This is a genomic window from uncultured Cloacibacillus sp., from assembly GCF_963926575.1.
Taxonomy (GTDB): Bacteria; Synergistota; Synergistia; order Synergistales; family Synergistaceae; genus Caccocola; species Caccocola faecigallinarum.
The window spans coordinates 271,556-295,931 of record NZ_CAWUXW010000002.1 but is presented as its reverse complement, the minus strand read 5'-3'; the positions used below and the strand labels follow the sequence as shown (position 1 = coordinate 295,931).

Annotated in this window: 17 protein-coding genes; all 17 read left to right on the top strand. The window is 62.1% G+C overall.

Annotated elements, in window-relative coordinates; all coding sequences use genetic code 11:
* The first annotated feature begins 168 nt into the window (after positions 1 to 168).
* The 17 genes from tssF to ABGT66_RS04150 all read left to right on the top strand — a co-directional run bounded on the left by tssF (position 169) and on the right by ABGT66_RS04150 (position 24,222).
* Complete coding sequence (gene tssF / locus ABGT66_RS04230; protein WP_346689078.1) at positions 169 to 1,884, top strand: type VI secretion system baseplate subunit TssF; 1,716 nt, start codon at positions 169 to 171, stop codon at positions 1,882 to 1,884.
* Positions 1,842 to 2,831, top strand: a complete 990-nt coding sequence (gene tssG / locus ABGT66_RS04225) for a type VI secretion system baseplate subunit TssG (RefSeq protein ID WP_346689076.1) — start codon at positions 1,842 to 1,844, stop codon at positions 2,829 to 2,831. Before tssF ends, tssG begins: the two co-directional genes overlap by 43 nt.
* Before the next feature lie 32 nt (positions 2,832 to 2,863).
* On the top strand, positions 2,864 to 5,686 hold the full coding sequence (locus tag ABGT66_RS04220; RefSeq protein ID WP_346689075.1) for a pentapeptide repeat-containing protein: 2,823 nt from the start codon (positions 2,864 to 2,866) through the stop codon (positions 5,684 to 5,686).
* Positions 5,687 to 5,689: 3 nt separating this feature from the next.
* Positions 5,690 to 6,685, top strand: a complete 996-nt coding sequence (locus tag ABGT66_RS04215) for a pentapeptide repeat-containing protein (protein WP_346689074.1) — start codon at positions 5,690 to 5,692, stop codon at positions 6,683 to 6,685.
* A 57-nt stretch (positions 6,686 to 6,742) separates the two neighbouring features.
* Positions 6,743 to 7,345, top strand: coding sequence for a DUF3540 domain-containing protein (locus ABGT66_RS04210; protein WP_294193382.1), 603 nt, complete (start codon positions 6,743 to 6,745; stop codon positions 7,343 to 7,345).
* Positions 7,346 to 7,747, top strand: a complete 402-nt coding sequence (locus ABGT66_RS04205; RefSeq protein WP_346689072.1) for a PAAR-like domain-containing protein — start codon at positions 7,346 to 7,348, stop codon at positions 7,745 to 7,747.
* Positions 7,737 to 8,357: a type VI secretion system lipoprotein TssJ gene (gene tssJ / locus ABGT66_RS04200; RefSeq protein ID WP_346689070.1), complete on the top strand. Its 621-nt coding sequence runs from the start codon at positions 7,737 to 7,739 to the stop codon at positions 8,355 to 8,357. The genes ABGT66_RS04205 and tssJ overlap by 11 nt, the downstream gene beginning before the upstream one ends.
* A complete protein-coding gene (tssK, locus tag ABGT66_RS04195; RefSeq protein ID WP_346689068.1) occupies positions 8,347 to 9,726 on the top strand; it encodes a type VI secretion system baseplate subunit TssK in 1,380 nt (459 codons plus the stop codon). The genes tssJ and tssK overlap by 11 nt, the downstream gene beginning before the upstream one ends.
* A 4-nt stretch (positions 9,727 to 9,730) precedes the next feature.
* Positions 9,731 to 10,534: a DotU family type IV/VI secretion system protein gene (locus tag ABGT66_RS04190; RefSeq protein ID WP_346689067.1), complete on the top strand. Its 804-nt coding sequence runs from the start codon at positions 9,731 to 9,733 to the stop codon at positions 10,532 to 10,534.
* Between the two features lie 26 nt (positions 10,535 to 10,560).
* The gene (locus tag ABGT66_RS04185) at positions 10,561 to 13,926 is read left to right on the top strand and encodes a type VI secretion protein IcmF/TssM N-terminal domain-containing protein (RefSeq protein ID WP_346689066.1); all 3,366 of its coding nucleotides are present in this window, start codon (positions 10,561 to 10,563) and stop codon (positions 13,924 to 13,926) included.
* 29 nt (positions 13,927 to 13,955) lie between these two features.
* Positions 13,956 to 14,534: a hypothetical protein gene (locus ABGT66_RS04180; RefSeq protein WP_346689064.1), complete on the top strand. Its 579-nt coding sequence runs from the start codon at positions 13,956 to 13,958 to the stop codon at positions 14,532 to 14,534.
* A 2-nt stretch (positions 14,535 to 14,536) separates the two neighbouring features.
* Complete coding sequence (tssE, locus tag ABGT66_RS04175; RefSeq protein WP_346689062.1) at positions 14,537 to 14,956, top strand: type VI secretion system baseplate subunit TssE; 420 nt, start codon at positions 14,537 to 14,539, stop codon at positions 14,954 to 14,956.
* A gap of 49 nt (positions 14,957 to 15,005) precedes the next feature.
* A complete protein-coding gene (gene tssI, locus ABGT66_RS04170; RefSeq protein WP_346689060.1) occupies positions 15,006 to 18,062 on the top strand; it encodes a type VI secretion system tip protein TssI/VgrG in 3,057 nt (1,018 codons plus the stop codon).
* A gap of 124 nt (positions 18,063 to 18,186) precedes the next feature.
* Positions 18,187 to 21,231, top strand: a complete 3,045-nt coding sequence (gene tssI, locus ABGT66_RS04165) for a type VI secretion system tip protein TssI/VgrG (protein WP_346689058.1) — start codon at positions 18,187 to 18,189, stop codon at positions 21,229 to 21,231.
* Between the two features lie 177 nt (positions 21,232 to 21,408).
* Positions 21,409 to 23,367 carry a UvrD-helicase domain-containing protein gene (locus ABGT66_RS04160; RefSeq protein ID WP_346689056.1) on the top strand — a complete coding sequence of 653 codons (1,959 nt, stop codon included), beginning with the start codon at positions 21,409 to 21,411 and terminating at the stop codon, positions 23,365 to 23,367.
* Positions 23,327 to 23,932 carry a dephospho-CoA kinase gene (gene coaE / locus ABGT66_RS04155; protein ID WP_346689055.1) on the top strand — a complete coding sequence of 202 codons (606 nt, stop codon included), beginning with the start codon at positions 23,327 to 23,329 and terminating at the stop codon, positions 23,930 to 23,932. Before ABGT66_RS04160 ends, coaE begins: the two co-directional genes overlap by 41 nt.
* Positions 23,929 to 24,222: a hypothetical protein gene (locus ABGT66_RS04150; RefSeq protein ID WP_346689054.1), complete on the top strand. Its 294-nt coding sequence runs from the start codon at positions 23,929 to 23,931 to the stop codon at positions 24,220 to 24,222. The genes coaE and ABGT66_RS04150 overlap by 4 nt, the downstream gene beginning before the upstream one ends.
* Positions 24,223 to 24,376 lie beyond the last annotated feature (154 nt).

The following is a 24,376-nucleotide window of genomic DNA, read 5'->3' as shown; positions in this document are numbered from 1 at the left end:
GCGGAAACGGCACGGCCGGCAGCGTAATTTGCCTCTGCGCGCCGCCGTTTTCAATTTGCAACGGAATAAATCTTGTGTATAATTTTAAACTGAAAAAGATAGTCCCTGCGTGGCCTTACGATAGTTATGACATGATAGTTCAGCGATATATCGGGAAGAGAGGCGGACGTGAACAAATACTTTCAGGAACAGTTGAGAATGCTCCACGAAGGGGCGCGGGAGTTTGCGCGCAAATATCCCGCGGCGGCTCCTATGCTGCTCGAACAGGGCGGCGACCCGGACGCCGAGCGGATACTCGAAGGGACGGCCTATCTGTGCGCCAAGATACACGAGCGGCTCGACCAGACTGCGCCTGAGCTTATACAGACGCTGCTGCGCGAGGTCTTCCCGGAGTCGGTGATGCCCGTGCCGTCGATGGCCGTCGTGCGCTTCGCGCTGAGTCCGGGCTTTACGGAGCCGCTGCTCGTCGCGCGCGGCGCGCAGCTCGCCTCGAAGCCGATCGGCGGCGTTTCCTGTATTTACAGCACGATGCGTGACGTCACGGTGCTGCCGCTTTCCGTCTCGTCGGTGGAGAGCGAGAAGCGCAGCGATATGTCCGGCAGCGTGACGCTGACTCTGCGCGCCGCCGCCCCGCTTGAAAAATTCCTTCCAGACAGGCTCGACTTCCATCTCACGGGAGGTTACTCGCTTGCGTCGCAGCGGCTTCTTGCGCTTCTGACGCGGCTCGAGTCGATAAACGTCTCGGCGGGCGCGTCGTCCGTCGAACTCCCATCCGCGGCGCTGTCGATACTGCGCTCTCCGCTCGAGGATCACAGGCTTCCGTCAGGGCAGGCGAAAAACCGCGCCTACGCGGCGCTCGTCCGCTATTTCTGCTGTCCCGAGCAGCTTACGGCTTTCGGAGTGTCGGGGCTGAAGCGCCTCGCGCTCACCGAGTCGGCGCGCGAGCTGAAGCTGACGTTCCGCTTCGGCAAAGGCATGACGCCGCCGCCTTTCACGGACGGGGCCTTCGCCGTCAATACCGTCGCAGCCTGCAACGTCTTTCAGCTTCATTCCGAGCCGATACAGGCCGACTTCACCCATGAAGAGTACCGGATTTATCCCCACGTCAAGGAAAAACAATACGTCGACATTCTCGGCGTGACGGGCGTCACCGCGATACGGCGCGGCGGACGCGCCGAGCGCTGCCGTCCATACGGCCTCTATAACGAGTCGCGCGATGGGCTTATCTACAACATTCGCTACACGATGCCCGAAGAGGGCGAGCTGCCGGAGCATTATATCTCGATGCCGCGCCGTCCCGATTCCGAGGGAGGCTTCGACGGCTGCGTCATATCGATGGATTTAATATGCTGCAACCGCGGACTGCCGAACAGGCTGCTCCAGGGCGACATCTGTATGCCTACGGACGCGACGCCGTCGAAGGTGACCTTTGAAAACATCACCGCGCCGTCGCCGATGCTCGCGCCGCCGGCGGACGAAGGGCTTCAGTGGCGTTTCCTCGCCCATATGAACGCGAACCTGCTGCCGCTCGCCTCGGCTAAGGCTCTTCAGCAGACGCTTTCGCTTTACGTGCCGCGCGGCGGCGACGCGCCTGAGCTCTCCGTGGCCTGCGCGAAAAAATGCCAGTCGGTGCGCGCCTTCTCGTCCTGCGACGAGGAGAGGCTTTTTCACGGGCGCGTCTTCCGCGGACGGCGGCTCTCGCTCGAACTTGAACCCTCAGGCTTCGTCTCGCACGGCGACCTCTGGCTGTTCGCGGACTCGCTGGACCAGTTCCTCGCAGAATTCGCGCCGATAAATACATACACGAGGCTCGTTCTTACGGTCTCGGGAACTGACGAAAAATGGGAATGGGCTCCGAGGCTAGGGAACAGGCAGCTGATTTAGAGCGGAGGCTGCTTACGGAACCGCAGCGTTTCACGATGATGCAGACGCTGCGGCTGCTCGGCATAATGAACGCCGTGAGCGCGGAGGATATAGACAGATTCTTCCGCCGCAACATCCGCGTCGTGCCGTGGCTCTCGCTCGCGTTTCCCCCCGCAGAGGTCGTCTCGGTACAGAAACGAGAGGAGAACGGGCGGGTCTTCTACCGCGTTACAGTGCCATATTACGGCCTGTACAGCACGATGGGCGCTCTGCCGACCTTCTATACTGAGGAATTGCTCGACGAGGCGCGCGAGGACGAGAGCATTTCGCGCGATTTCCTCGATATACTGAACAACCATCTATATCATATGCTTTACGCCGCGAACCGCCACGGCGATATCGCGCGGCGCACCGTCGAGAGTGCGAACAGATCTGCGGAATTTATACAATACTGCCTGATCGGACAGGCGGAAGAGGAGCTCCGAGACCCGTCGCTCCATGCTTTGGCGGCGGCCGACCTGCTGGCTCAGCGCTCACGCTCCGCGATACGGCTCGAACGTTACCTTGCTTTCGTACTCGGGCGAGACGGCGTAGAGGTCGAGCAGTGCGTTGAACGGCGCGCGTCTGTACCGACCGCGCAGCGCTGCTCCGTCGGCGTAGGAAGCTGCCGCGTCGGAGATGACGCAGTCGTCGGAGAGAGCGTCGCGGACAGCACGGGAAAGTTCCGCATCCACCTGTGCAGCGTAAAACCGTCCGATGCGGCGGAATTTCTGCCCGGGCGAGAGGGCTACGGTTCGTTCCGCGACAGAGTGGAGCGTTACCTCGATTCGCCGCACGAGTTTGACCTTGTGCTGCATCCCAACGGCTCTGCGCCGCAGCCTGCGGCGCTCGGCGAGGGCGCGAAGCTGGGTTGCTATCTGGGCGCGAAGGCCGAACAGCCCGTCCGCGTCTCATGGAATCAAATATGAACTTTTAGACGTTTCGGGAGTTGGTGCCGGTTATGAAAACAGAAAACTCCGAACTGCTGAGCCTTACCTTCCAGCCGCTCCACATGGAGCGTAAGCTTTTCATGAGCTTTACGGCGGGCTTCGCCTTCGATCTTGCTTCGGGCCGCCCGCTTGAACCTGGCGCGGCCTACGCCGCGGCGATGGGGGCGCTAGCGCCAGGCGACTGCCTCGACCTCGGCGTGCCGAAGAAAGAGGCCGAGTGGCTGCTCGCAGGCTCCGCCTTCGTTTCGGAAGGCGCGCCCGCGAAAGGCGCCGTCGTGAGCGCGCAGGTCGGCGAGAGCGGCAGGCGGCTGCTGGTCGAATCGCGAGAGCCCTTCGCCTCCATGCCGCTGTCGTGGAAGAACACGTGGGGAAGCGACGCGGAGAACCCAGACGGCCCGCGGGCCGGAAAAGGGGAAAAAGCGCCAGTAAGCGACGAATCCATGCCGCACGGCGCGCCGGCATGCATGGGACCGCGCGGTACGTGGCCCTGCCGTATGGGGCGCGCCGCCACATACGATTCGAAGTGGCTGCGCGAGAACTGGCCCGGCGTCCCCGACGACTTCGACTGGGGATATTACAATCTCTCGCAGCCGCAGCAAAGGCTTCCGAAAGGGCTGAACGGCGGCGAGAAAATAACGCTGATAAACCTTAACGATAAACTTCCGAAAATAGAGACGAAGCTTCCAAAGGCCGCAGCCGTATTCAAATTTGAGGCTGGAGGCAGAAGTTTCGAGAAAAGGCCGAAGCCGGACACGCTCTGGCTTTTCCCGGGCGAACTCGTCGGGCTTCTGCTCTGGCACGCCGTCACAGAATGTGAAGACGAGGCCGGAGCGGGAATAGACAAAGCTTCGCTCTGCCTCGAACTCGACGGCGAAACCGTGACGGAAGAAGCCGCAGCTGCGTTCGCGGCCCCTCCGGAAATTCCGGCGGCAGAGTCTGCGCCGCGCGCGGCGCGCGAAACAGTCGGGGCTGCCGAGGCCGCAGCCGCAGCCGCTGGAATCGGCGTCGCCGGCGCGGCGGAGGCCTCTGCGGATAAATCAGGAGCGGAGGCGAAAGGCGCGCCGCAAGCCGAAAACGCGGAGGGAAACGCCGCGCCTCGGCCGCAGACGTCCGCGCCCCAGGCCGAAATTGCGGAGGATTCCGCGCCGTCGGCCGCGGAGGTGCGCGCGAACGCCTATAAAGAGCTTGACGAGTCTCTGCCGGAGATAAACGCCGTTCTTGCCGAGGCCGGCCTGCCGCCGATGACGTCCGAACAGGTCGCCGAGACGAAGGCGCATATAGACAGATTATCCGGCAAGATGGCGGAGATGCAGGCGCAGGCCGCGGCGGCGAAGCCGCCGACTCTTGAAGAATCGCTGAAACGCGCCGGAGCCTCCGATACGCAGATAGCTTCCGTCAAAAAGGCGCTCGACATTCCGGTGCCGAGCCTTGCGGATTTTTCCGACCAGGCGGCGTGGAACAAGGCCGCGGAGGCCTACGCTTCAGAGTTCGGAGCCGCCATAGGCGCTGACGATAAAACCGTCGCGAGCATGAAAAACATCCTCACATCACTGCCGGCTGGCGGAACGGCGGAAAAGAGCGCGCCGCGCTCCTCCGCGGACTGCGCCGCGCAGCTCGTAAAGGCCGGCATGGAGCCAGCCGCTGCGGCGCGCCTCGTAGCGGTGCTTGACGAAGACGTGCCGGACGACCCGAAGGAACTGCTGAACTACGCGACCCGCATCGAAAAGGCGGCGGGCTTCCCCGAGGGCTCGGTGCGCGGACGGATCGAAAACATACAGAAAAAGACGGACGAGCTCGGCGTGACGAACGAAATTTGGCCGGGCGGCGCGGCGCGGGCGAAAGCCGCGGCGCAGGAGCCGCCAGCTGCAAGAGCGGACGAAACGATAATAAAAGAAGCAGCGGAAAAAATTGCGAAGAAGCCCGAAGATTTGCCGCTGACGCCGGAAAACCTGCCGGAGATACTCGCGGCGGGCGGAAGCGTCGCAGGCGCGAAGCTCGACGGCTTCGACCTTACGGGCTTCAATTTCTCAGGGTTCGACATGAAAGGCGCTTCGTTCGTAAAGGCGAAGCTAGACGGCGCGCGCTTCGACGGAACGTCGCTTGCGGGCGCGGCCTTCGCCGCTGCCAGTTTGTCCGGAGCGTCGTTCGTGGGCGCGGATTTGAGCGGGGCGGACCTGGCGTCGGCCGCCGCCGCGGACGCCGATTTCTCCGAGGCCGTTATGACCGGCGCTGACATTTCCGGCGCGTCGCTCGCGGGCGCGACGTTGTCTAAGGTCAAGGCCGACGGGCTGAAAGCCGCGGGCGCGGACCTGAGCGAGGCGCGCGTCAGCTTCAGCGACATGAGCGGAGCGGATTTCTCCGGCGCGCGGCTGCGGAGGATGGATTTCCACGAGTCCTGCGCCGACGGCGCGAAATTCGCGAAGGCCGTGCTCGGCGGCTCGACCTTCTGCTGGGGCAGCTCCGCGCGCAAAGCCGATTTCACCGGCGCGCGGCTCGACGGCGCCAACTGGACGAACGCGGACGCGGGCGGCGCCGACTTCACCGGCGTATCGGCGCGCGGCGCTTCGTTCACCGACTGCGAACTCTCGTCGTCGCGCTGGAACGGCGCGGACGCGGCTGGCGGGGACTTCTCGCGCAGCCGCCTCGAAGGCGCTTCCATGCGGGGCGCGAACATCTTCGGCGGCTCTATGCGCGAGGCGCGCGCCTCAGGAGCAGACCTTTCGAAGAGCAATCTGTTCGGCGCGGACCTTTGCCGCATGTTTACTAACGAGGCGACTGACCTGCGCGGAGCAGACGTCGGGCAGACCGTCATAGAGGCGAGAAAGGGGCGCTGAACTATGGGAGAAGAGACAAATCGCGGCGTGAGCATAGAAGAGCTGTTCGCCTCGGAAAAGATAGAAAACGCCGACTTCTCGCAGTGCGGCGGGCTTGGCGGCCTGCCGTTCTCGGGACGCGCGCTCGCTGGCTGCCTCTTCGACGGCGCTGACGCTTCCGGCGCGGATTTCACCGGCTGCCGCATGGAGCGCTGCTCGTTCCGCGGCGCAAACCTGTCAGACGCGGCGTTCGAGGAGGCGGCGCTGACGGACTGCGACCTTGCCGGCGCGAACCTCGCAAACGCGCAGTTCGTGCGCGCGAAGCTCGCGCGCGTAAAGCTCGACGGCGCGGATATGCCGCGCGCCTTCTTCCACAAAATCGAATTTTCCGAGAGTACGTGGAACGGCGCGAATCTCAGCGAAGCGACCTTCATGGAAACGGCCTCGAAGCTGCCGGATTTTACGGAAAACAACATGGAAAAGACGCTCTTCGTCAACTGCGCGCTCGACGGCGCGAAACTGACTAAGGTGCGCGCGCCGATGCTCGTGATGCAGAAATGCTCCTGCCGTAAAATCACGGCGGAGGATTGCGACCTGACGCAGATAGTCGCAACGGAGACTGATTTCACGGAGTCGGGCTTCGCCCGCTGCAGGCTCTGCCTCGGCGGCTTCATAGGAAGCAATATGACGAAATGCTCCTTCGCCGGCTCCGACCTTACGGCGGCGCACTTCGCGCGCGCGGTTCTCGCGCTTGCGGATTTGTCAGGCGCGCCGCTCGAAAAAGCGAATTTTGCCGGAGCGGACCTTTCCTACGCGAACCTGTCGCGCGCAAATCTGAAGATGGCCGACCTGTCGCACGCGAGGGTAATGCGAGCGCGCTTCGACGGCGCGGATTTGACGCTCGCGAACGGACACGCCGTGAATTTCCGCGAGGCGTCCATGTCAGGCGCCGTGACGGAAGGGCTGCGCCCGACTGACGAAAGGCTGCTGAAAGCGGAAAATTTTATGAAGAAAGATTAACGGCTTTATCATAGATTTTGAACAGACTGAGGATTGTAGCTAAGGGGGACGAAAAAAATGGGATACGCGCTTCCGATAGAAGAGCCCGAGGGTTCGCTCGTTAAAGGAACCGTCGCGGGAGTCGGGACGGACGACGGCGCGATGCTCGTGCGGACTCCGCGCGGAATGGTGCGCGCAGAGCGCGCCGCCGGCTGCCTGCTGAAGCCGCGCTGCGGCGACACGGTGCTCACGGCTTTCCTGCCGGACGGCGAGGCGTGGGTCACGTGCGTGCTGGCGCGCGCCGAAGCCGACGGCGAGGCGGAGCTCGCGCTTCCAGACAGGACGGCGCTGCGCGCGCGCGAGCTCTCGGTGGAGAGCGAAAAGACAAGTTTCGTCTCGCGCACGATTTCGACGGAAAGCACGATTCTGTCGCTCGGCGGCGGCCTGCTGCTTCAGGGCTTCGCGGCGGTGCAGACCGCGGCGCGTCGCGTCGGCGAGCGGATCGCGCGCAAGGAGGGACGCTACGGCGAGCTCTCCGAGCGCACTGAGGGGCTCGACGAGCGCAGCGCCGGGCGTATGCGCGTGAAGAGCGAGACGAGCTACCGCCTGCGCGCCGAAAACGCCGATGTGCGCGCCGAAGCGATGCTCGACCTCGACGCCGAGCGCATCAAGGTGGGTTAGATGTTCGCGCTCACGCTTCAGGGCGGAACCTGCATGAGCAACGCGCCCGACGTCTGCAAGACGCCGTCGCCGGGAGGGCCGGTTCCGGTCCCGTACCCGAACATCTTCATGTGCAATATGGTGCTGCCGAACACGGCCTGCACGAAGGTATTCATCTCCGGTTCGCCGGCGCTCAACGTCAAATCGCAGACCGCCATATCGAACGGCGACGAGGCCGGCAACGCCGGAGGCGGCGTCGTATCGAACAAATTCATCGGCAAGGGCGAATTCATCAAGGGGTCGGCGAAGGTGACGCTCGAAGGCAAGGCGGCGGTCTCGCAGGGCGCGACGACTAAGCACAACGACGGCAACACCGTCGGCCTCTGCTCAGTCGCGGCGCAGGCTAAGGTGGATGTCGCGTAGAAGCGCGGGGCTTTTCGCGGCCCTGCTGATTTTCATATCGTCCGTCGGCCTGCTGTCCGCGCCCGCCGGATGCGAAGCGGCGAAGAAAGTCCCTCCTCCGCCCGACGGCGCGCTGAAACCGTCGGAGGTGGTGTGGAGCCAGCAGAAGGAGGGGCTCTCCGTGACGGTCACTGCGTCGGACGACCTCAACTTCGCCTACGGCTCGCCGCTCGGAATTACTATTTGCCTTTATCAGCTGTCTGATATGGCGAAATTCACGGCGCTGGCCTCGACCTTCGACGGCGTCCGCAAGCTGCTGGCCGGCGATATAGAAGTGCTCGGAGGCTCGGCGCTTATGAGCCGCGTCGAGTACGTGCAGCCCGGAGAGAAAATAACGCGGAGCTTCGACCGCATGGAAGGGGCGAAATATTTCGCCGTCGTCGCGGGCTACGCCCACTGCGACCCGACGCGCTGCTCCGCATATGCGCCGTTTCCGATAGACGAAACGGTGATAAAGGTTAAACGACGCAAGAAAGTCACCTATTACACTGCCGGAACCCTCGCAGCCGGGGTTCTCCTAAATTCCGAGGCTGTAACCGTCACTGGAGGTGAAGGTGGATATGAACGATAATCCAGTTTTTTGGGAACACGGCGTGTTCCTGCAGCCGCAGCATTTTCAGCTCGAATACATCCAGAACGTCAGGAGGGCCGCGGCGGCGATGGCCCTGCTCAATCCCTACCTGTGGGGCGTGCGCCGCCTTGAGGTCAACGAAAACTCGATAGCGAACGGAGTCTTCGAGGTCGTCTCGATGGAACTGCTTCTGCCCTCGGGCGAATGGGTCTCATGCCCCGGCAACGCGTGGCTCCCGCCGCGCTCCTTCGCTCAGGCGTGGACGAACCCGGAGGAGCCGCTGACCGTTTACGCCGGAATAGCGGAGTTCCGCGAGAGCGGAGGCAACGCCGTCAAGGCCGCGTCTCCCGCCGAAGCGCCGGAGAACTTCCGCTACGCCGCGCCGCTCGAGCCCGACGCGGTGCCGGACTACTACGCCGGCGGGCCGGACATGGACGTCTCGACGCTGCGCTACAATATGCGCCTCTGCTTCGGAGGCGAGGGCGGCGCTCTGTGGAAGATGCCTGTCGCGCGGCTGATACGCGACGGCGAGCGCGTGCGCCTCGACGAGCGCATGGCTCCGCCCTGCGTGGACATCGCCGCCGTCCCCGCGCTGCACAGGCTCGTCCACGACGTTTCGGACACGCTGCTGTCGCGCAACCGCCACCTCGACGAATACAAGATAGATACGAACGAAGGAAGCTGGCAGGGCGTCCAGAGCAACGGCGCGGTGCTGCTTGCGATACTCGGGCTGCTCGGGCGCAGCATACCGGAGCTGAACCGCTGGCTCCAGGCCCCGAGCGCGCACCCGTGGAACGTCTACAGCAGCCTCTGCCGCATCGCTGGCGAGCTCTCCGTATTCGCGCCCGACATGTCGCCGCTCGGAGAGACGCGGCAGGGCGCGCGCGTCATCCCGCCCTACGACCACACCGATTTATACGGCTGCTTCAGCGCCGTCGCGCGCGTCATCATGCGCCTAGTAGACACGCTCGTGATGGGGCCGCAGTTCATATTCGACCTTGAGCCCGCGGGAACACCCGGCGTATTCTCAGCCGTCATGCCGCGCGGCGCGCTCTCCGCGGGCAGTTACGACTACTGGCTGCTGCTGCGCTCGCAGCGCGGGAAGGAGCTCGCCTCCGCCGCCGCGCTCGGAAAGCTCGCGCCCGCCGCGGAGATGTCCGACGTAGTCGCGCAGGCGCTTCCGGGCGTCAGGCTGCGCCGCAGCGAGCAGCCGCCGATGGGGCTGCCGCGGCGCGGCGACACGCTGTATTTCAGGATAGACTCGAACGACCCGCTCTGGCGCAGGCTTGAACGGGACGGCGAAATTTCGTACACGCTGCCGGGCGCGCCGGACGATCTGCGCGTTCAGGTGACCGTCGTGGAGCGGTGAGGCCATGAACAGCCTCTGCGAACGATTCGCGCCGCTGATGGCGGAGACGCTGCACTACGCGGGCGCGCCCGAAGGACTTGAAAGGCCGCTCTCCGAGGCCGCCGAACGTCTGGTCGAGCTTGCGGAGCGCGAGCGCGCGCTGCCGTCGTGCGCCTCCGGAGAATCGTCGACGCCGCGCCGCGACCTCGAGCAGGCGCGCTTCGCGGTAGCCGCGTGGGCCGACGAGCAGATGCTCGGCTCGCCGCGCGCCGACGCCGCGGCGTGGGCGGCGTCGAGCCTGCAGTACCGCTATTTCGAAACTGTGGAGGCGGGGCGGCTTTTTTATCAGGAGCTTGAAAAATGCCTCGACTCGTGCGGGGTGCCGCGCCGCGCCAGACTGAAAAAGCACGAGGCGGCTGACGGGCCGCTCGCGGAGGACGATGGGATTGACCTCTGCGCGTGCGCGGAGCCGGAGCGCGAGGAATGGCGCGCGCTCGACCTCGCCGAGCGCTTCGAGGCCGCCGCGTCGCGCCACAGGGAGGGCGACGACGAGGGCGCGCTCGGCGTCTTCGCGCTCTGCCTGCTCTTCGGATTCCGCGGAGCCCTCTACGGCGACGCCGCGCAGCTTGCCCGCATACGCAGGGCCTGCCGCGGCCTCTTCGACCGTGCGCCGGAGCTCAGGATGCCGCATTCGCGCCGCCGTGCGTCGGAACTGCTTATCTGGGGCGAGCGCGCCGCATACGTCGCGCTGCCGCTGCTGGTCTGCATCCTGTTCGCGCTCTACTGCGGCGGCGTGCTCGCAAACGCGCCGTTCCACGGCAAATTCTGAGGACGGCGTGAAGAGGTGATATACGGATGAAGTTTTTATCTAAGGCTTTGAAATTTATATTGATACTGATACTTCTCCTCGTCCTGCTCGCAATTCTGACGGCGCTCTCCTGGTACGAGGGATGGCCGCTTTTCACCGGCGCGGCTGCGCTGCTCGGCATAGCGGCGCTTTTCCTCGCCGCTCGCGGCGTGATGCTGCTCTGGCGCTGGCGCAGCAAGCGTGCCTTCGTCTCTAAAATGATGAGCGAACAGCAGGCCGCGGCTCCCGAAGAGGCCGGCGACTCCGCGGTATCTGTCGCGTGGCGTCATGGCATGTCATGCGTGCTGCGCTCTCCGTCGCGCTTCAGCCGCACGCTGAACGCAAGTCAGCCGTGGTTTGTAGTAATCGAAGACGAGGCGAGCGAAAGTTCGCCCTTCGACTCGTTCGGGCGCAAGGTCCCCGACGGCGCGTCGCCGCTATACTGGCACTTCACAGAGTCATGCGTCGTGCTGCGGCTCAGCTGCTCCGGCGACGGCGGCAGCGTATGGAAGACGGAGCTGGAAGAGCTCCTCGCGGCGCGCCGGCGCCACGCCCCGCTGCGCGGCGTCGTGCTTTCGCTGCGCCTTGCAGACCTGCTCGACAGGAACGACGCCGAACTCGACATGCTCGGGCAGAGGCTCCGCACGCGGGTGCAGCAGATAATGCTGACAGCGAACGCGCTCTACCCGGTCTATATACTCGTTGAGGAAATAGAAAATATGCCGGGCATAGGCGCGCTTCTGACGCAGTACCTGCCCGACGGCTCCGAGGGAGCGCTCGGAGGCTGGGACGGCGGCCCCGCGATAGGCGCGTGGGCCGCGGCGAACGCCGCCGAAAAACTCGAGGAGCTCGTGCTCGACGGAGCCGCGGAAGGGACGCCGCCGCACGGCGACGTGCTATCTGCGCTGAACCGGCTGAAAGCGCTCGCGCCGAAGCTCGACATAATAACGGAAAACCTATCGCGCGAGCTCGCGCACCAGGTCAATCCCGAGATTGCGGGCGTCTACTTCTGCGCCTCGCGCCCGATCGGGCGCAGCGGGCGGCGCGTCCCCGCCTTCGCAGGCGCGCTCGTCTCGCGCGTTCTGCCAGCCGCGCCGCTTCCAAGGCCTTTCAGCGGGATACCGGTGAGCGCCGGCGGCAGGATAGCGCTGATGGCCGGGTGGCTGCTTCTTACGCTATCCGTCTGCGGTCTGCTCGCGGCTAACACCATATACCAGTACAGGATTCTCGCGGAAGACCCGCACGTCGCGGCCGGGAAGTCCGGCGGCGAAGGCCTCATGGTGCTCGACCCCGCGCAGGGGCCGCTGGCTGAGTCCTACTCACGCCTCTATTCCGAAATGAACTATATACTGAATCTCGAAAAATCACACGGAGCATGGTATCTGCCGAATATGGGCGAAGACATGCTCGGCCGCGCGCTGAACGGCGCAAAGCGCGAGTATGTGCGCGACGTAAACAGGATAATTCTGCGCCCGATGATAGACCGGTTCCGCGACATCCTCTCCATGCCGGCGACGGGCAAGACGCGCGAGCGCGACATGGAGCTCGCGACCGAGCTGACGTGGCTTACGGCGGCGCTCTCAGACCGTCTCGGAGATCCTGCTCCTTCAATGGACGGGGCGGCCGGGACGTACCCGTTGACCGGCCTCAACGAGGCCGAGTGGACTCCGGTTACTGGACAGCTCATCGTCAACGCGCTGCGCTGGATAGACGACGACGAACAGCTTGAAGCGCTCTCGATGGAGATACGCTCGCTGCTCGTCCAGAGCTTCACGCGGCGCGGCAGCAATCTGATGAACGACATTACGGCGCAGCTCAACAGTTCGCGCGCATCCGAGAGCGTACGCCTCTCGCAATTCTGGACGCATATCCCGATCCAGAGCGAAGCCGACGTCAGCGTCGATTTCTGCTACACGGCGGCGGGACGCAAGGCCGTCCGCGACACGGTGGAGGACATTGAGGAGATCGCCGGAGGCTCAGAAATTCTCGGAGTCTACATCGATAAATTCAGAAACGACTATCTGCTCGAATACGCGCGCGCGTGGGAAAACTTCGCGGAAAGCTTCACCGCCGCGGGGCCGTCTCTGCTTCACGAGAACTTCGAGAACTATCCCGCCTACGACGAAATAACGAAGGTGACCAACCTCCCGCATATCAAAGCTTACCGCTGCATAATGGCCGAGACCGCGCCTCTGCGCGAAAGCAAGCTGCGCCCCGCGTGGGTCGACAGGATGGACGTGGTAGACGCGGTTGTGTCGCTCGCGCTCGCTAACAGCGAGGACAAAAAGCGCGACAAGCTTTGGAACGCCTTCACCGCAGTCGAGAAGAATCCAGATCTTATGGGACGTCTTCGCACAGGCGTCAAGGGCGAGGCGAAGGTCAGCGATCTAGTGAAGGCCGAGACGGCCATGCGAGTCTTCTTCGAAAACTGCGTGACGCTGCTCGGCGCCGTCTCGAACCCGTCGTCCGCCTTCTCGCTCTGCTCCGCCAAATACGGAGAGGAAAAGGGCGCGGAACAGCCCGAAGGGCAGCCCTACGACTCAGCCCAGCAGGCTTTCGACGAAGCCTTTTCGATCATAGGCGGCGAATGGTCGCCCGCGCAGGAAGTGCTCGGCGGCATACTCGACTTCATAGCCGCCGAGGCGACGATAGAGACGGCGCAGGTGCTCCAGCGCCGCTGGGAGGACGAGGTTCTCAACAGCCCGACTGTGCTCTTCGGGCGCGGCGGCGGAGAGGCGATATACGGCGAAACAGGCGTCGTTCCGGTATTCGTACAGAAGAATCTTGGCACGCTTCTGTCGCACCGCGGCGGCGTCCCTGTGCCGTCGCTCTGGGATGGAACGCCGTTCCCGTTCGACGATGAATTCCTCGCGGCCCTCATGCAGGGCGCTGAGGCCGCTTCGCAGCCTCTACCGCCGGAGCGCAAAGAGTCATACAGCGTGAGCGTCATGTCGCGCCCGCTGATCGTCAACCAGGGCGCGCAGCTGCGCCCGAGCGTCATGACTTTGACGCTCGAAGGCGAAGACGGCCCGCAGCAGCTCGTGAACCAGAACTTCCCGCAGGAGGCCGTGTTCACCTACAGCCCAGGCAAGTCCGGCCGCGTGACTCTCGTGATAAGCTTCCCCGGCTTCGACCTGCGCCGCGAATACGCCGGCTTCAAGGAGTTCGTCACGGAATTCCGCACCGGAGAAAAGACCTTCTTCCAGATGGACTTCCCGGGGGCGTTTGAAAAAATGGAGGCCGCCGGCTTAAAGACAATAAAGGTGCCTCTCGCCGTCTCGAACACGGCGGGCATCTTCACTGACCCGAAGGCGGAGGCGGAGCGCAAATTCCCCGAGCTTCCGTCAAAAATAACAAGGCTGGTGACGCGCTGATGAACTCGCTGCAAACAATATTCCGCTGGATGCTGCTAGTATGGCTCGTGCTTGTCGCGGCGCTTGGCTTCGCCGTGTCGCGCAGCACGCACACTACCTACGCCGGAAACACGATGGCTTTCCTTTTCTCCTCCGCGGGGCGCGAAAAAGTCGAGCTCCCGCCAGCCGTGCGGCGCGCCGCTCCGCCAGTCGCGGAAGAGCCGCCCGCAGAGCCTCCCGCGCCGGAATGGACGCTGCTCGCAAAAGGCAAGACGGCCGGAAGCGGCACGCTGGACGCGCCGGAGATACAGACGCTGGACGGAGACTCCGTCGCCGTCGTAATGTCCCTGACCGGGACGATAGGCGACGTTTCGTTCTACAGCCCGAAGAACGTCACTGGCGCAACGGTAGACTTCATAGGCGAGTGGAGCAAGCCGCCATATATGAAAAAATCACTGAGCGACGGCTGCCTCTCTCTGGTGCAGGCCGCGGGGCACAAAGGCTACCTGCGCATATCAGGCGTCGCCGCGCACGGCGTCGCGAAACTTGAAGCGCGCGCCGAATACTCCGCCGGGAAAAACGCGGTACGGGTAGTATTCTCGCCCGCGGGCGCTGAAAAAGGAAAATAGCGGTGTCGTCGATACGCTTTCTTGAAAGGCTGCGCGCGATGCAGCACGGCTCCGAGCGCGCGAATTTCGAGGACGTGAACGAGGTGCTGCGCTCCGTCATAGTCTACGTGAGCAAGCTGCTCAACACGCGGCGCGGCAGCAGCGTTCTCGACGAGGAGTTCGGCATACCGGACTTCACCGGCTTCGGCGTCAGCTACAACCGCGACGACATCCCGCGCATCGAGAAGGAAATAGCGCGCTTCATAGAACGCTGCGAGCCGCGGCTGTGCGACGTGAAAATCGCCTACGCGCCAGACCCCAACGAACCGTTCAGCATCAACTTCGTCCTCGACGCGAAGCTCGTGTTGACCGGGACGGATGCTCTGCCCGTCAAGCTTATGACGAGGATAAATTCGTCGGGCAAGGTGAGCGTAACGGACTAGCCGCGGGAGCGCCGCTCCCGAATCTTCCGGCAGAAAGGAAAGATAAAAAATGGCAGAAAGCAAATACACCGAACTTTTCCGCTTCGAGGCGGACGGAATGCCGGAGGATACGTTCCATGTGCTCGGCTTCAAAGGTACGGAGGCTCTGTCCAGCCTCTTCCGCTTTGAAATAAATCTCGTCAGTAAAAATAAATCGCTGAACCTCGGAGCGCTGCTAGCGGGGAACGCGAAGCTCACGATAAAACGCGAAGGCGCTCCCGACGCGGTCTTCGCTGGACGTCCCGCTGCGGCGCGCCAGACCGGCTGCTTCGGCGAATACGCATACTATTCCGTCACTCTGCGCCCCGCCTTCTGGAAATTCACGCAGCTCGTGCAGAGCGCCGTATTCCTCGACAAAAACGCGCCCGACACGGTGAAAGAAATCTTCGGGGCGGAGCGTTTCTTCCCCGTCAAATACGAAATGCGCCTCGACGAAAACGCCTACCCGGCGCAGGAATTTTCAATGCAGCACGAGGAAAGCCTCTACGATTACATCACGTGGCGCATGGAGCGCGAAGGCGCGTACTTCTACTTCGCGCCGGACGGCGACACGGTGATATTCTCCGATTCGCCCCAGTCGCATGACGGCCCTGCCGGAACTATATACTACTCGCCCGCGACGGGGCTCGAAGGCGACAAAAACGGCGAAGTAGCGACCGACTTCTCGCTCTGTCAGATGCCTGTACCCGCTCGCGTCGTCGTGCGCGGCTACAGCTGGACGAATCCTAACGTCCCGATAGTCGCGGAGGCCGAGGTCTCGCCCGACGGCTTCGGCGACGTCTACCTCGCTCACGAAGCGGTTGAAACGCAGGCGGAAGCGGAGCGCATAGCGAAGATACGCGCCGAAGAGCTGCTCTGTGCGAGCCGCGTCTTCGAAGGCGTCAGCGCCTCGCCGCTCATGCGTCCCGGCGCTCTATTCACGCTCGACCGTCACTACAACGCGGAATTTAACCGTAACTACATGGTTACGGAGGTAACGCACGAGGGCGCGCAGGAGGCGTTTATATCGATGGGGCTCGGCATACCGATACGCGGCGCGGCGGAGCACCTCTTCTATCGCAACGAATTCCGCTGCATAGAAGCAGATACTGCGTACCGCCCGCCGCGCAAAGCGCCGCGCGCGAAGATAACGGGAGTCATGCGCGCCTTCGTCGACGGCGCTGGAAGCGGCGCGCGCGCCGAGACAGACGAGTACGGACGTTACAAGCTGGTGTTCCCATTCGACATATCAGGCAGGCGCGGCGGCAACGCATCCTGCTGGATACGCATGTCGCAGCAGCAGGCGGGGCCGGACAGCGGCCTCTCGCTTCCCGTGCAGCCCGGCGTCGAAGCTCTCGTCTCGTTCGAGGAGGGCGACCCGGACCGCCCGTATATCTCTGGAGTCCTTGCGAACGGCGAAACCGGCTCGATCTACGGCTCCGGCAACAGGAACATCTCAGGCCTGCGCACGGCTGGCGGCAACCAGATAACGATAAACGACGAGGACAAGCAGCAGGGGATGTCTCTGCTAACGGCGAACGGCAACGGTATAACAATGACCGCCGGGTCGTCTGATCTCATGATGAGCCGCACCGACAGCGATCTCCACACAGCCTCAGTCAGCATGAACTCGCTCGCCGGAATATTCCGCAATAATCTCTGCGGTTTCCGATCGAGCACGACGGCATCGCTTTTCGACCCCAAGACCATAAGCGCATGGGAGGGCGTCGCGGCTTCCGCGTGTTCGTTTATCTCTAACGTACTTACCGCGCACAGTAAGGGTGTCTCAGGCAGCGAAGAGAACGCCAGGCTGTGGGGCGCGGACGGAGTCAAGGACTTCTCAGTCGTTCTCAGCCTTATTCTCCAGTGTATCGACGCGGGGAGAAAGGGCGCGACATGTTACGGCGTATCGCTCAACTCCGACGGGAAAACCTCGCAGTCCCTCGTGCAGGCCAAGGTTACGACGGCGCAGCTCGTCGCGCTGTGGCTTGGCTTCGCGGCGTTCAAAGCAGCCGAGGTTGGCCTCGACATCGCCGACGCGTGCGAACTCAGCCCCGTAGGTGAAGACAATATATACTACGACAAAAACTTCAACAAGGTCAGCAAGGCCCAGGCCGTCCGCAGCTACAGCACATCGTCGGCGGCCAGCCTCATTCCAGAGATAACGTCGCTCATAGTCATGACCATAGCGGCGAATAAGCAGGCCGAGAAGCTTGGCGGCGTCCTGCTCAACGCGAAAGAGCAGAACGTCAACATGACGGCGGCGACCGACGTGACGGCCCACGCTGGCGAAGGAATCTTGTTCCACGCCGGCTCTGGAGACGCTGCCGGAGGAGCCGTAATGGCAGGCGTGTCGCTCGACGATATGTCGAAAGCCCATGAAACGCTTATGAACAACGACACGAATGGCCCGTCGCACTGGGGCGTCCCGGATGCCGCCTCAACCTCTCATAACGGCGTAGTCAGGCCCGTTCTCCGAGAAGATTCCAAATTTTTGCATACGGCGCAGCACATAACGATGGATCAGATGGAGACGCAAAGACACTACATCGCCTCGATAGCGGAGGACCTTCTCTATGAAAGGGCCAACAACTCCGTTTCTGTCACGGTGAAGGACAAGGTCGAATTTGCTGGCAACACGCACACGGCGCGCGCAGGCGCGAACGGCGCGACGATGAGCCTGAAAGAGAAACAGTTGCTTGGCTACACGCAGTCAGACGGCAGGGTAAAAATCGGGACGGTTACCGGGAACTATCCGGCGCAAGCCGATACCGTAACAGACGACGAACTGTCGGGCATGATTGCAGACAAATATTGCGCAAGGCTGCAGTTTAAAGATGTGAATGGAGTCGAGCTTAATAGTGATTCCGTGCTCGTAGGGATGCAGAACGGCTCTCTTGTTGAACTGAAAACGAATAAGGCCAGCCTTTCTTCGAAAACCATCCAAATCAGCAATACCACCGGTACCCAGCACGCAATAATCGTCGACGAGTCAGGGATAGTACTTAGCGGACTAACAGTAAACGGCTCAAAGCTTTCGAGCGGGGAGCCGCTGCAGATTAAGGGTCAGTTTATAAAAATCGGCTAGAACCGCGCCCGCGCGCTTTAAATTACGCAGCTCCGCCGTCTCGCGCTGGCGTAAAGCCGCGAGCAAATAAAAATATAAAAAACTGGAAAGATATTTTCACTGCTGCGAAAGGACTGACGGATACATGGCAGAAAGCAAATATACGGAGCTCTTCCGCTTCGAAGTCGAGGGGATGGACAGGGACGCCTTCCATGTTCTCAGCTTCCGGGGGACTGAGGCGCTGTCGAGCTTGTTCTCTTTCGACATAGAACTTGTAAGTAAAGATATGTCGCTAGGCCTGGAGGAACTGCTCGCCTCCGACGCGAAGCTAACTATAAAACGCGGCGGAGATCTCCCCGACGCGGTCTTCGCGGGCCGTCCAGCGGCGGCGCGCCAGACCGGGAGCTTCGGAGAATACGCCTACTACTCCGTCACTCTGCGCCCCGCCTTCTGGAAATTCACGCAGCTTGTGCAGAGCGCGATATTCCTCAACAAAACCGCGCCGGAGACTGTGGACGAACTCATCTCCGAAGAGCGCGGCTTCCCGCTCAGCTTTGAAATGCGCCTCACCGCGGAATACCCGAAGCAGGAATTTGCGATGCAGCACGAAGAAAGCGTCTACGACTACATCGCATGGCGCATGGAGCAGCAGGGCGCGTACTTTTACTTTGCGCCCGACGGCGACAAGGTGATATTCTCCGACTCGCCTCAGTCGCACGACGGCCCGGCCGGGACGATATACTACTCGCCTGCAACCGGCCTCGAAGGCGACAAAACAGGCGAAGTGGCGACCTCCTTCTCGCTCTGTCAGACGCCGCTGCCGGCGCGCGTCGTCGTGCGCAGCTATAGCTGGAAAAATCCGAACGTCCCGATTGTCGCTGAGGCGGATGTCTCGCCGCGCGGCTTCGGCGACGTTTACCTCGCTCACGAGCCTGCGGAGACTCATGCCGACGCGCAGAGAATAGCGGAAATCCGCGCCGAAGAGTTGAAATGCCGCAGCAAAATTTACAGCGGCGTAAGCGCCTCGCCGCTCATGCGCCCGGGCGCGGTCTTCACGCTCGACCGCCACTATAACGAAAAATTCAACCGCGACTACATGGTCACAGAGGTCACTCACGAGGGCGCGCAGGAAGCGTTCATATCGATGGGGCTCGGCATACCGATACGCGGCGCGGTCGAGCACCTCTTCTACCGCAACGAATTCCGCTGCATAGAATCCGATACTCCGTACCGCCCTGAACGAAAAGCGCCGCGCGCGAAGATAACTGGAGTTATGCGCGCCTTCGTCGACGGAGCTGGCAGCGGCGCGCGCGCCGAGACCGACGAGTACGGACGCTACAAGCTTATATTCCCCTTCGACATATCGGGCAGAAAAGGCGGAAACGGTTCCTGCTGGATACGTATGTCGCAGCAGCAGGCGGGGCCTGACAGCGGTCTCGCGCTGCCGGTGCAGCCGGGCGTCGAGGCGCTCGTCTCGTTCGAGGAGGGCGACCCGGACCGCCCTTACATCTCGGGAGTCCTCGCAAGCGGCGAGACGGGATCGATCTACGGCTCCGGCAACCAGAATATATCGGGGCTGCGCACGGCGGGCGGCAACCAGATAACGATAAACGACGAGGATAACAAACAGGGAATTTCTATGATGATGCCTACCGGCAGCGGCATCATGATGTCCGCCGGGTCGTCAGACCTTGCAGTAAACGCAACAGATACGGCTGTCGCCGCTACTTCGACGTGCAGCACCGATCTTGCAGGAGTGTTGAAGACCAACCTTTGCGGCTTCCGCTCGGTGACGTGTTCGACGAGCGACCCGAAATCACTAACGACATGGGCCTCGACCTGTTCTGCTGTAGGTACCATGTGCTCCGACACTCTCAGCACGCTCAGCAAAGCATTCTCCGGCGACACGTCGAACATACTCTCGTGGAGCGCAGGCGGAGTCAAGGACGCCATGCTTGTGCTCAACCTTCTGCTCCAGACCATAAATATGGGCATGGGGGCTCAAAGTTCCTATAATATGGCGATGACGGTCAAGGACGACAGTACCGCGACCTCGCTTGTGCAGGCCAAAGCCGGTATTCCTGAGATGCTCGGGCTGGTGTCGAGCCTGCTGCTTCGTCTGTACAGCGCCGGAATAGACACGGCGAACGCATTCGCAGGTGAACCCGCAGGCTACGACGAGGACGGCAACGAGCTACGCTACGACAAGGATCTTAACAAGGTAAGCAAGGCGGCGGCGCAGCGCAGCTACACGACTTCGTCTGCGGCCGCGCTTCTGCCTGAACTGACGTCGATCATAGTTACGATGATCGCCGCCTGTAAACAGGAAAGCAAGCTCGGCGGAATTTCGCTGAATGCAGTGAAGGAAAACGTCAACCTGAACGCCGGAACGACCGTCACGGCGCACGCGGACGGAAGCATCCTGCTGCACGCGGGAGCGCTGCCCGCGGCGGGCGCGCCGCTGAACAACACGCCCGCGCTCGCCGGTACGGACGGAGTTCATGCGGCGCTCAAAAGCGCGGACATTAAAGGACCGGCTCACTGGGGCGTCGGACTTGACGCCGCTCATGGAATCGCGGAAGACGTTATTGACAAAGATTATAATTTCCTATGCACCGATCAGAAGGTCAATCTAAACGCGCAGCGGCCGAAAAGTATAGCGTCAATATCAGAGCTGATTTATGACAGATCTACGGATTCCGTATCGATCTCAAAGCGAGACAGGGTGGACTACGCCGACAACCGCGTTATAGCGCGCGGAGGCTCCAAGGGCGCTACGATGAGCCTGAAGCAGAAACAGTGGCTTGGCTACGCTCCGTCTGACGGAGAAGTGAGGCTCGGTGTAGTGACGGGGAACTATCCGACGCAGGCCGATACGGTCAGGGACAGTGAATTTTCCGGTATGAAGTCGGATCATACCGGCGCTATTCTCCGATACAACAACACAAGCATAGTGGGGGTCGAGGATAATCACGCCTGCATCTCGAACGACGCGGCGAGCTTGGATCTGAACGGGGACGCAGCTACTATGGAGGCGGGGACCGTTATAATAAAGACGACGTCGGGCCGTGCGCACAAGCTGACTATCGATAACGCCGGCATACACATCGACGGCCTTGAAGTGGTAGGTTCTAAACTGTCAAGCGGGGAGCCGTTGCATATTGACGGTCAGCTTATAAAAATCGGCTAGCGCCGCGTCCGCACAGCGCTAAAAAAATCCCGCCGTTCCGCGCGCCCCGCGCTTCATACGGAACGGCGGGATTTTTGCGCCGTTGGTCCGCCACCTTTGCGCCGCGGCGACGCGAAGGCTTGACCTATCCGCGCCGCCGCGGTAACTTAATCTATATTTTTGTAAGGACGTGTTTGAATGGGCGGCATTATAGATAATCTGAACCCGAGACAGCGCGAGGCGGTGGAGTACTGCGGCGGGCCGCAGGTGGTGCTCGCGGGCGCGGGCAGCGGCAAGACGAAGGTGCTGACGACGAAGATAGCCTATCTCGTGCGTGAGCAGGGCGTGCGCCCGTGGCGCATTCTCGCTCTGACATTTACGAACAAGGCGGCGCGCGAGATGAAGAGCCGTGCCGAGGCGATGTTCGACGGCGAGCTTGGCGGCCTTGAAATCTCCACCTTCCACGCCTACGGTCTGCGCTTCCTGCACCGCTACCACGAAGCGATGGAGGCGCTCGGCTATCCATACCCGTTCGTCATCTTCGACAGAAACGATACGAAGTCCGTATTGAAGCGCGCGATGAACGAGCTGAACATCGACGAGAAAAAGCTGAGCGTCGCCGATGCGCTCGACATGATTTCGAACGCTAAGACCAAGGCGAACCCCGTTTCGCGCGAGCCGAAGGTTCACGAGCGCTGGCGCACGCTCTACGATACGTACCAGAACGCGCTCAAGGCGCAGGGGGCGCTCGACTTCGACGACCTTATGGTGCTGCCGCTCCACATACTCGCGACCGACAAAGATGTGCTCGAACGCGAGCGCGCGCGGCTCGACTGGGTGCTCGTCGACGAGTACCAGGACGTGAACATGCCGCAGTATCTTCTGCTGCGCTGCCTCGTCGAGGGCGGGCGCAAAATAATGGTCGTCGGCGACCCGGACCAGTCGATATACGGCTGGCGCGGCGCGGAGATGGCGATGATTCTCAATTTCGAGCGCGACTTCAAAGGATCGAAGGTGACCGTGCTCGACCAGAACTACCGCTCGACCGGCAACATCCTCGACGGCGCGAACGGCGTCATACGCAACAACGACGGCCGCCATCCGAAGGATTTGTGGACAGCCTCCGACCGAGGGCGGAAAATTCAGGTGAAGCGCTTCCTCAAGGACTCCGACGAGGCCGAGTGGATAGCGAAGAACATCGAAGCTCTTCACGACGAGGGCTACAATTACGGAGAAATTGCAATACTCTACCGTATGAACGTGCTGAGCCGCGGCATGGAGCAGGCGCTGCTCGAACGTTCGATTCCATATAACATCATCCGCGGCGTCGCCTTCTACGAGCGCGCCGAGGTCAAGGACGCGCTCTCGATGCTGCGCCTCGCCGTCAACCCACTCGACATGGTCTCGCTCGCGCGTGCCGCGAACATACCCGCGCGCGGCATAGGCAAGACGACGGTCGAGCGCCTCGGCGAAGCGCTCTCGAAGATAGTCCACGAAAACGCCGAAGAATTATGGCGCGAAGTGGAAAAGAGCGGCGCTGGGCTGAAAGGCAAGCAGGCCGCGGGCGCGAAGGCGCTGGCCTTCGATATGCTCTCAATACTCGCAAACAAGGACGACGCCGGCGAAGCGCTGCGCGCGATACTCTATACGAACGGCTATGAAAATTACCTGCGCGACGAATATCACGACGACTGGGAGGAGCGCGTAGGCAACGTCATGGAAATTCTCTCCATAGTCACGCCGGGCAGCGGCATCGTCGAGGCTCTGACGGAGATTCCGCTGATGACCGACCAGGACTCCGCGGAGCTGCTTCCCGACGCAGTGAACATGCTGACGCTGCACGCGGCTAAGGGGCTCGAGTTCCCCGTCGTCTTCCTCATAGGGCTCGAGGAGGGAATTTTTCCGAGCGCTCGCGCCGTCGAGGGCGAGGGCGATTTGTCCGAGGAGCGCCGCCTCTGCTACGTCGGCATGACGCGCGCGAGAGAGCGGCTGTACATGAGCTGCTCGGCAAGCCGCCTGCTCTTCGGCGGAATACAGAGAAATCCGCGGTCGCGCTTCATCAACGAGATTCCCGCGGAAGTGAGAGACTTCAGCGACGAGGCAGGGGAGGGATACCATGTCGATCATAGGGCTGACAGGCGACGTTGGCGCTGGTAAGAGCACGCTCTGCTCCGTCTGGCGCGAAATGGGCGCGCGCGTCATAGACGCGGACACCGTCGCGCGCTCGATGTGGGACAGGCCGGAGGTGCGCGCCGAGGCGGAAAAGCGCTGGGGCGCGGGCTTCTTCGACGAGCCCGACCACAAGACGATCTGGGCGAAAATCGCGGCGAAGATCTTCGACGACGCGGAGGAATATAAATTCGCCTCCGCGCTGATACACCGCCGCACGGGCGAAGAATTGAAAAAACTGGCGCGCGAGGCCGAAGGCTGGGTGATAGTGGAAATTCCGCTGCTTTACGAGGGCGGCCACGACTCGTGGCTCGACTATGTCGTCTACGCCGCCGCGCCGTTCGAGAAGCGCGTCGCGCGCAACGCGAAGCGGAACTGGAACGCGGAAGAGGTCGCGCGCCGCGAGGCGAAGCTGCTGCCAAGCGAGGAAAAAATCGCAAGGGCCGACTTCGTGCTCACGAACGACGGCACCGAGGAAGAGTGGAAGCGGAAGGCGCGCGAACTCGGCGAAAAGCTTAAGCAGCTGCGAGCGCGGGGAGCGGCGCGGGCATGAGGAAATTTCCGAAATCGCTTGAAATCGCAGCAGAGAGCGTCTGCTTTCTGCTCGTGCAGTATTTTCTCGCCTGCTTCATGCTCTCGATGCGCGCGAGCCTCGTTTATATAATCGTCTTCGCGGCGAACGTCTTCGTACTCATCAAGTACGGCGAGACGCTCGCGCGGCTGACGGATTGCCGCATGTCGCGAGGAGCGATTTTCGCGCTCTACTTCGCCGCGCTTGCGGCATCGGTATATTTTTTCGGATATTTTCCGGTCTCGCCGGAAAGAGCGGAGCTGGCGCTTTAAGCGAAAACGATACGACAAAGCGGAAGAGCCGCGAGTCTCACGCAGACGCGCGGCTCTTCATTTATCGCGCGACGGGCGCGCCGCTTACGGCGGAAATCCGAAAAGTCCGCGCTGTGAGCGGCTTTATTCGCCTTTACATTACCGTTACATTTCC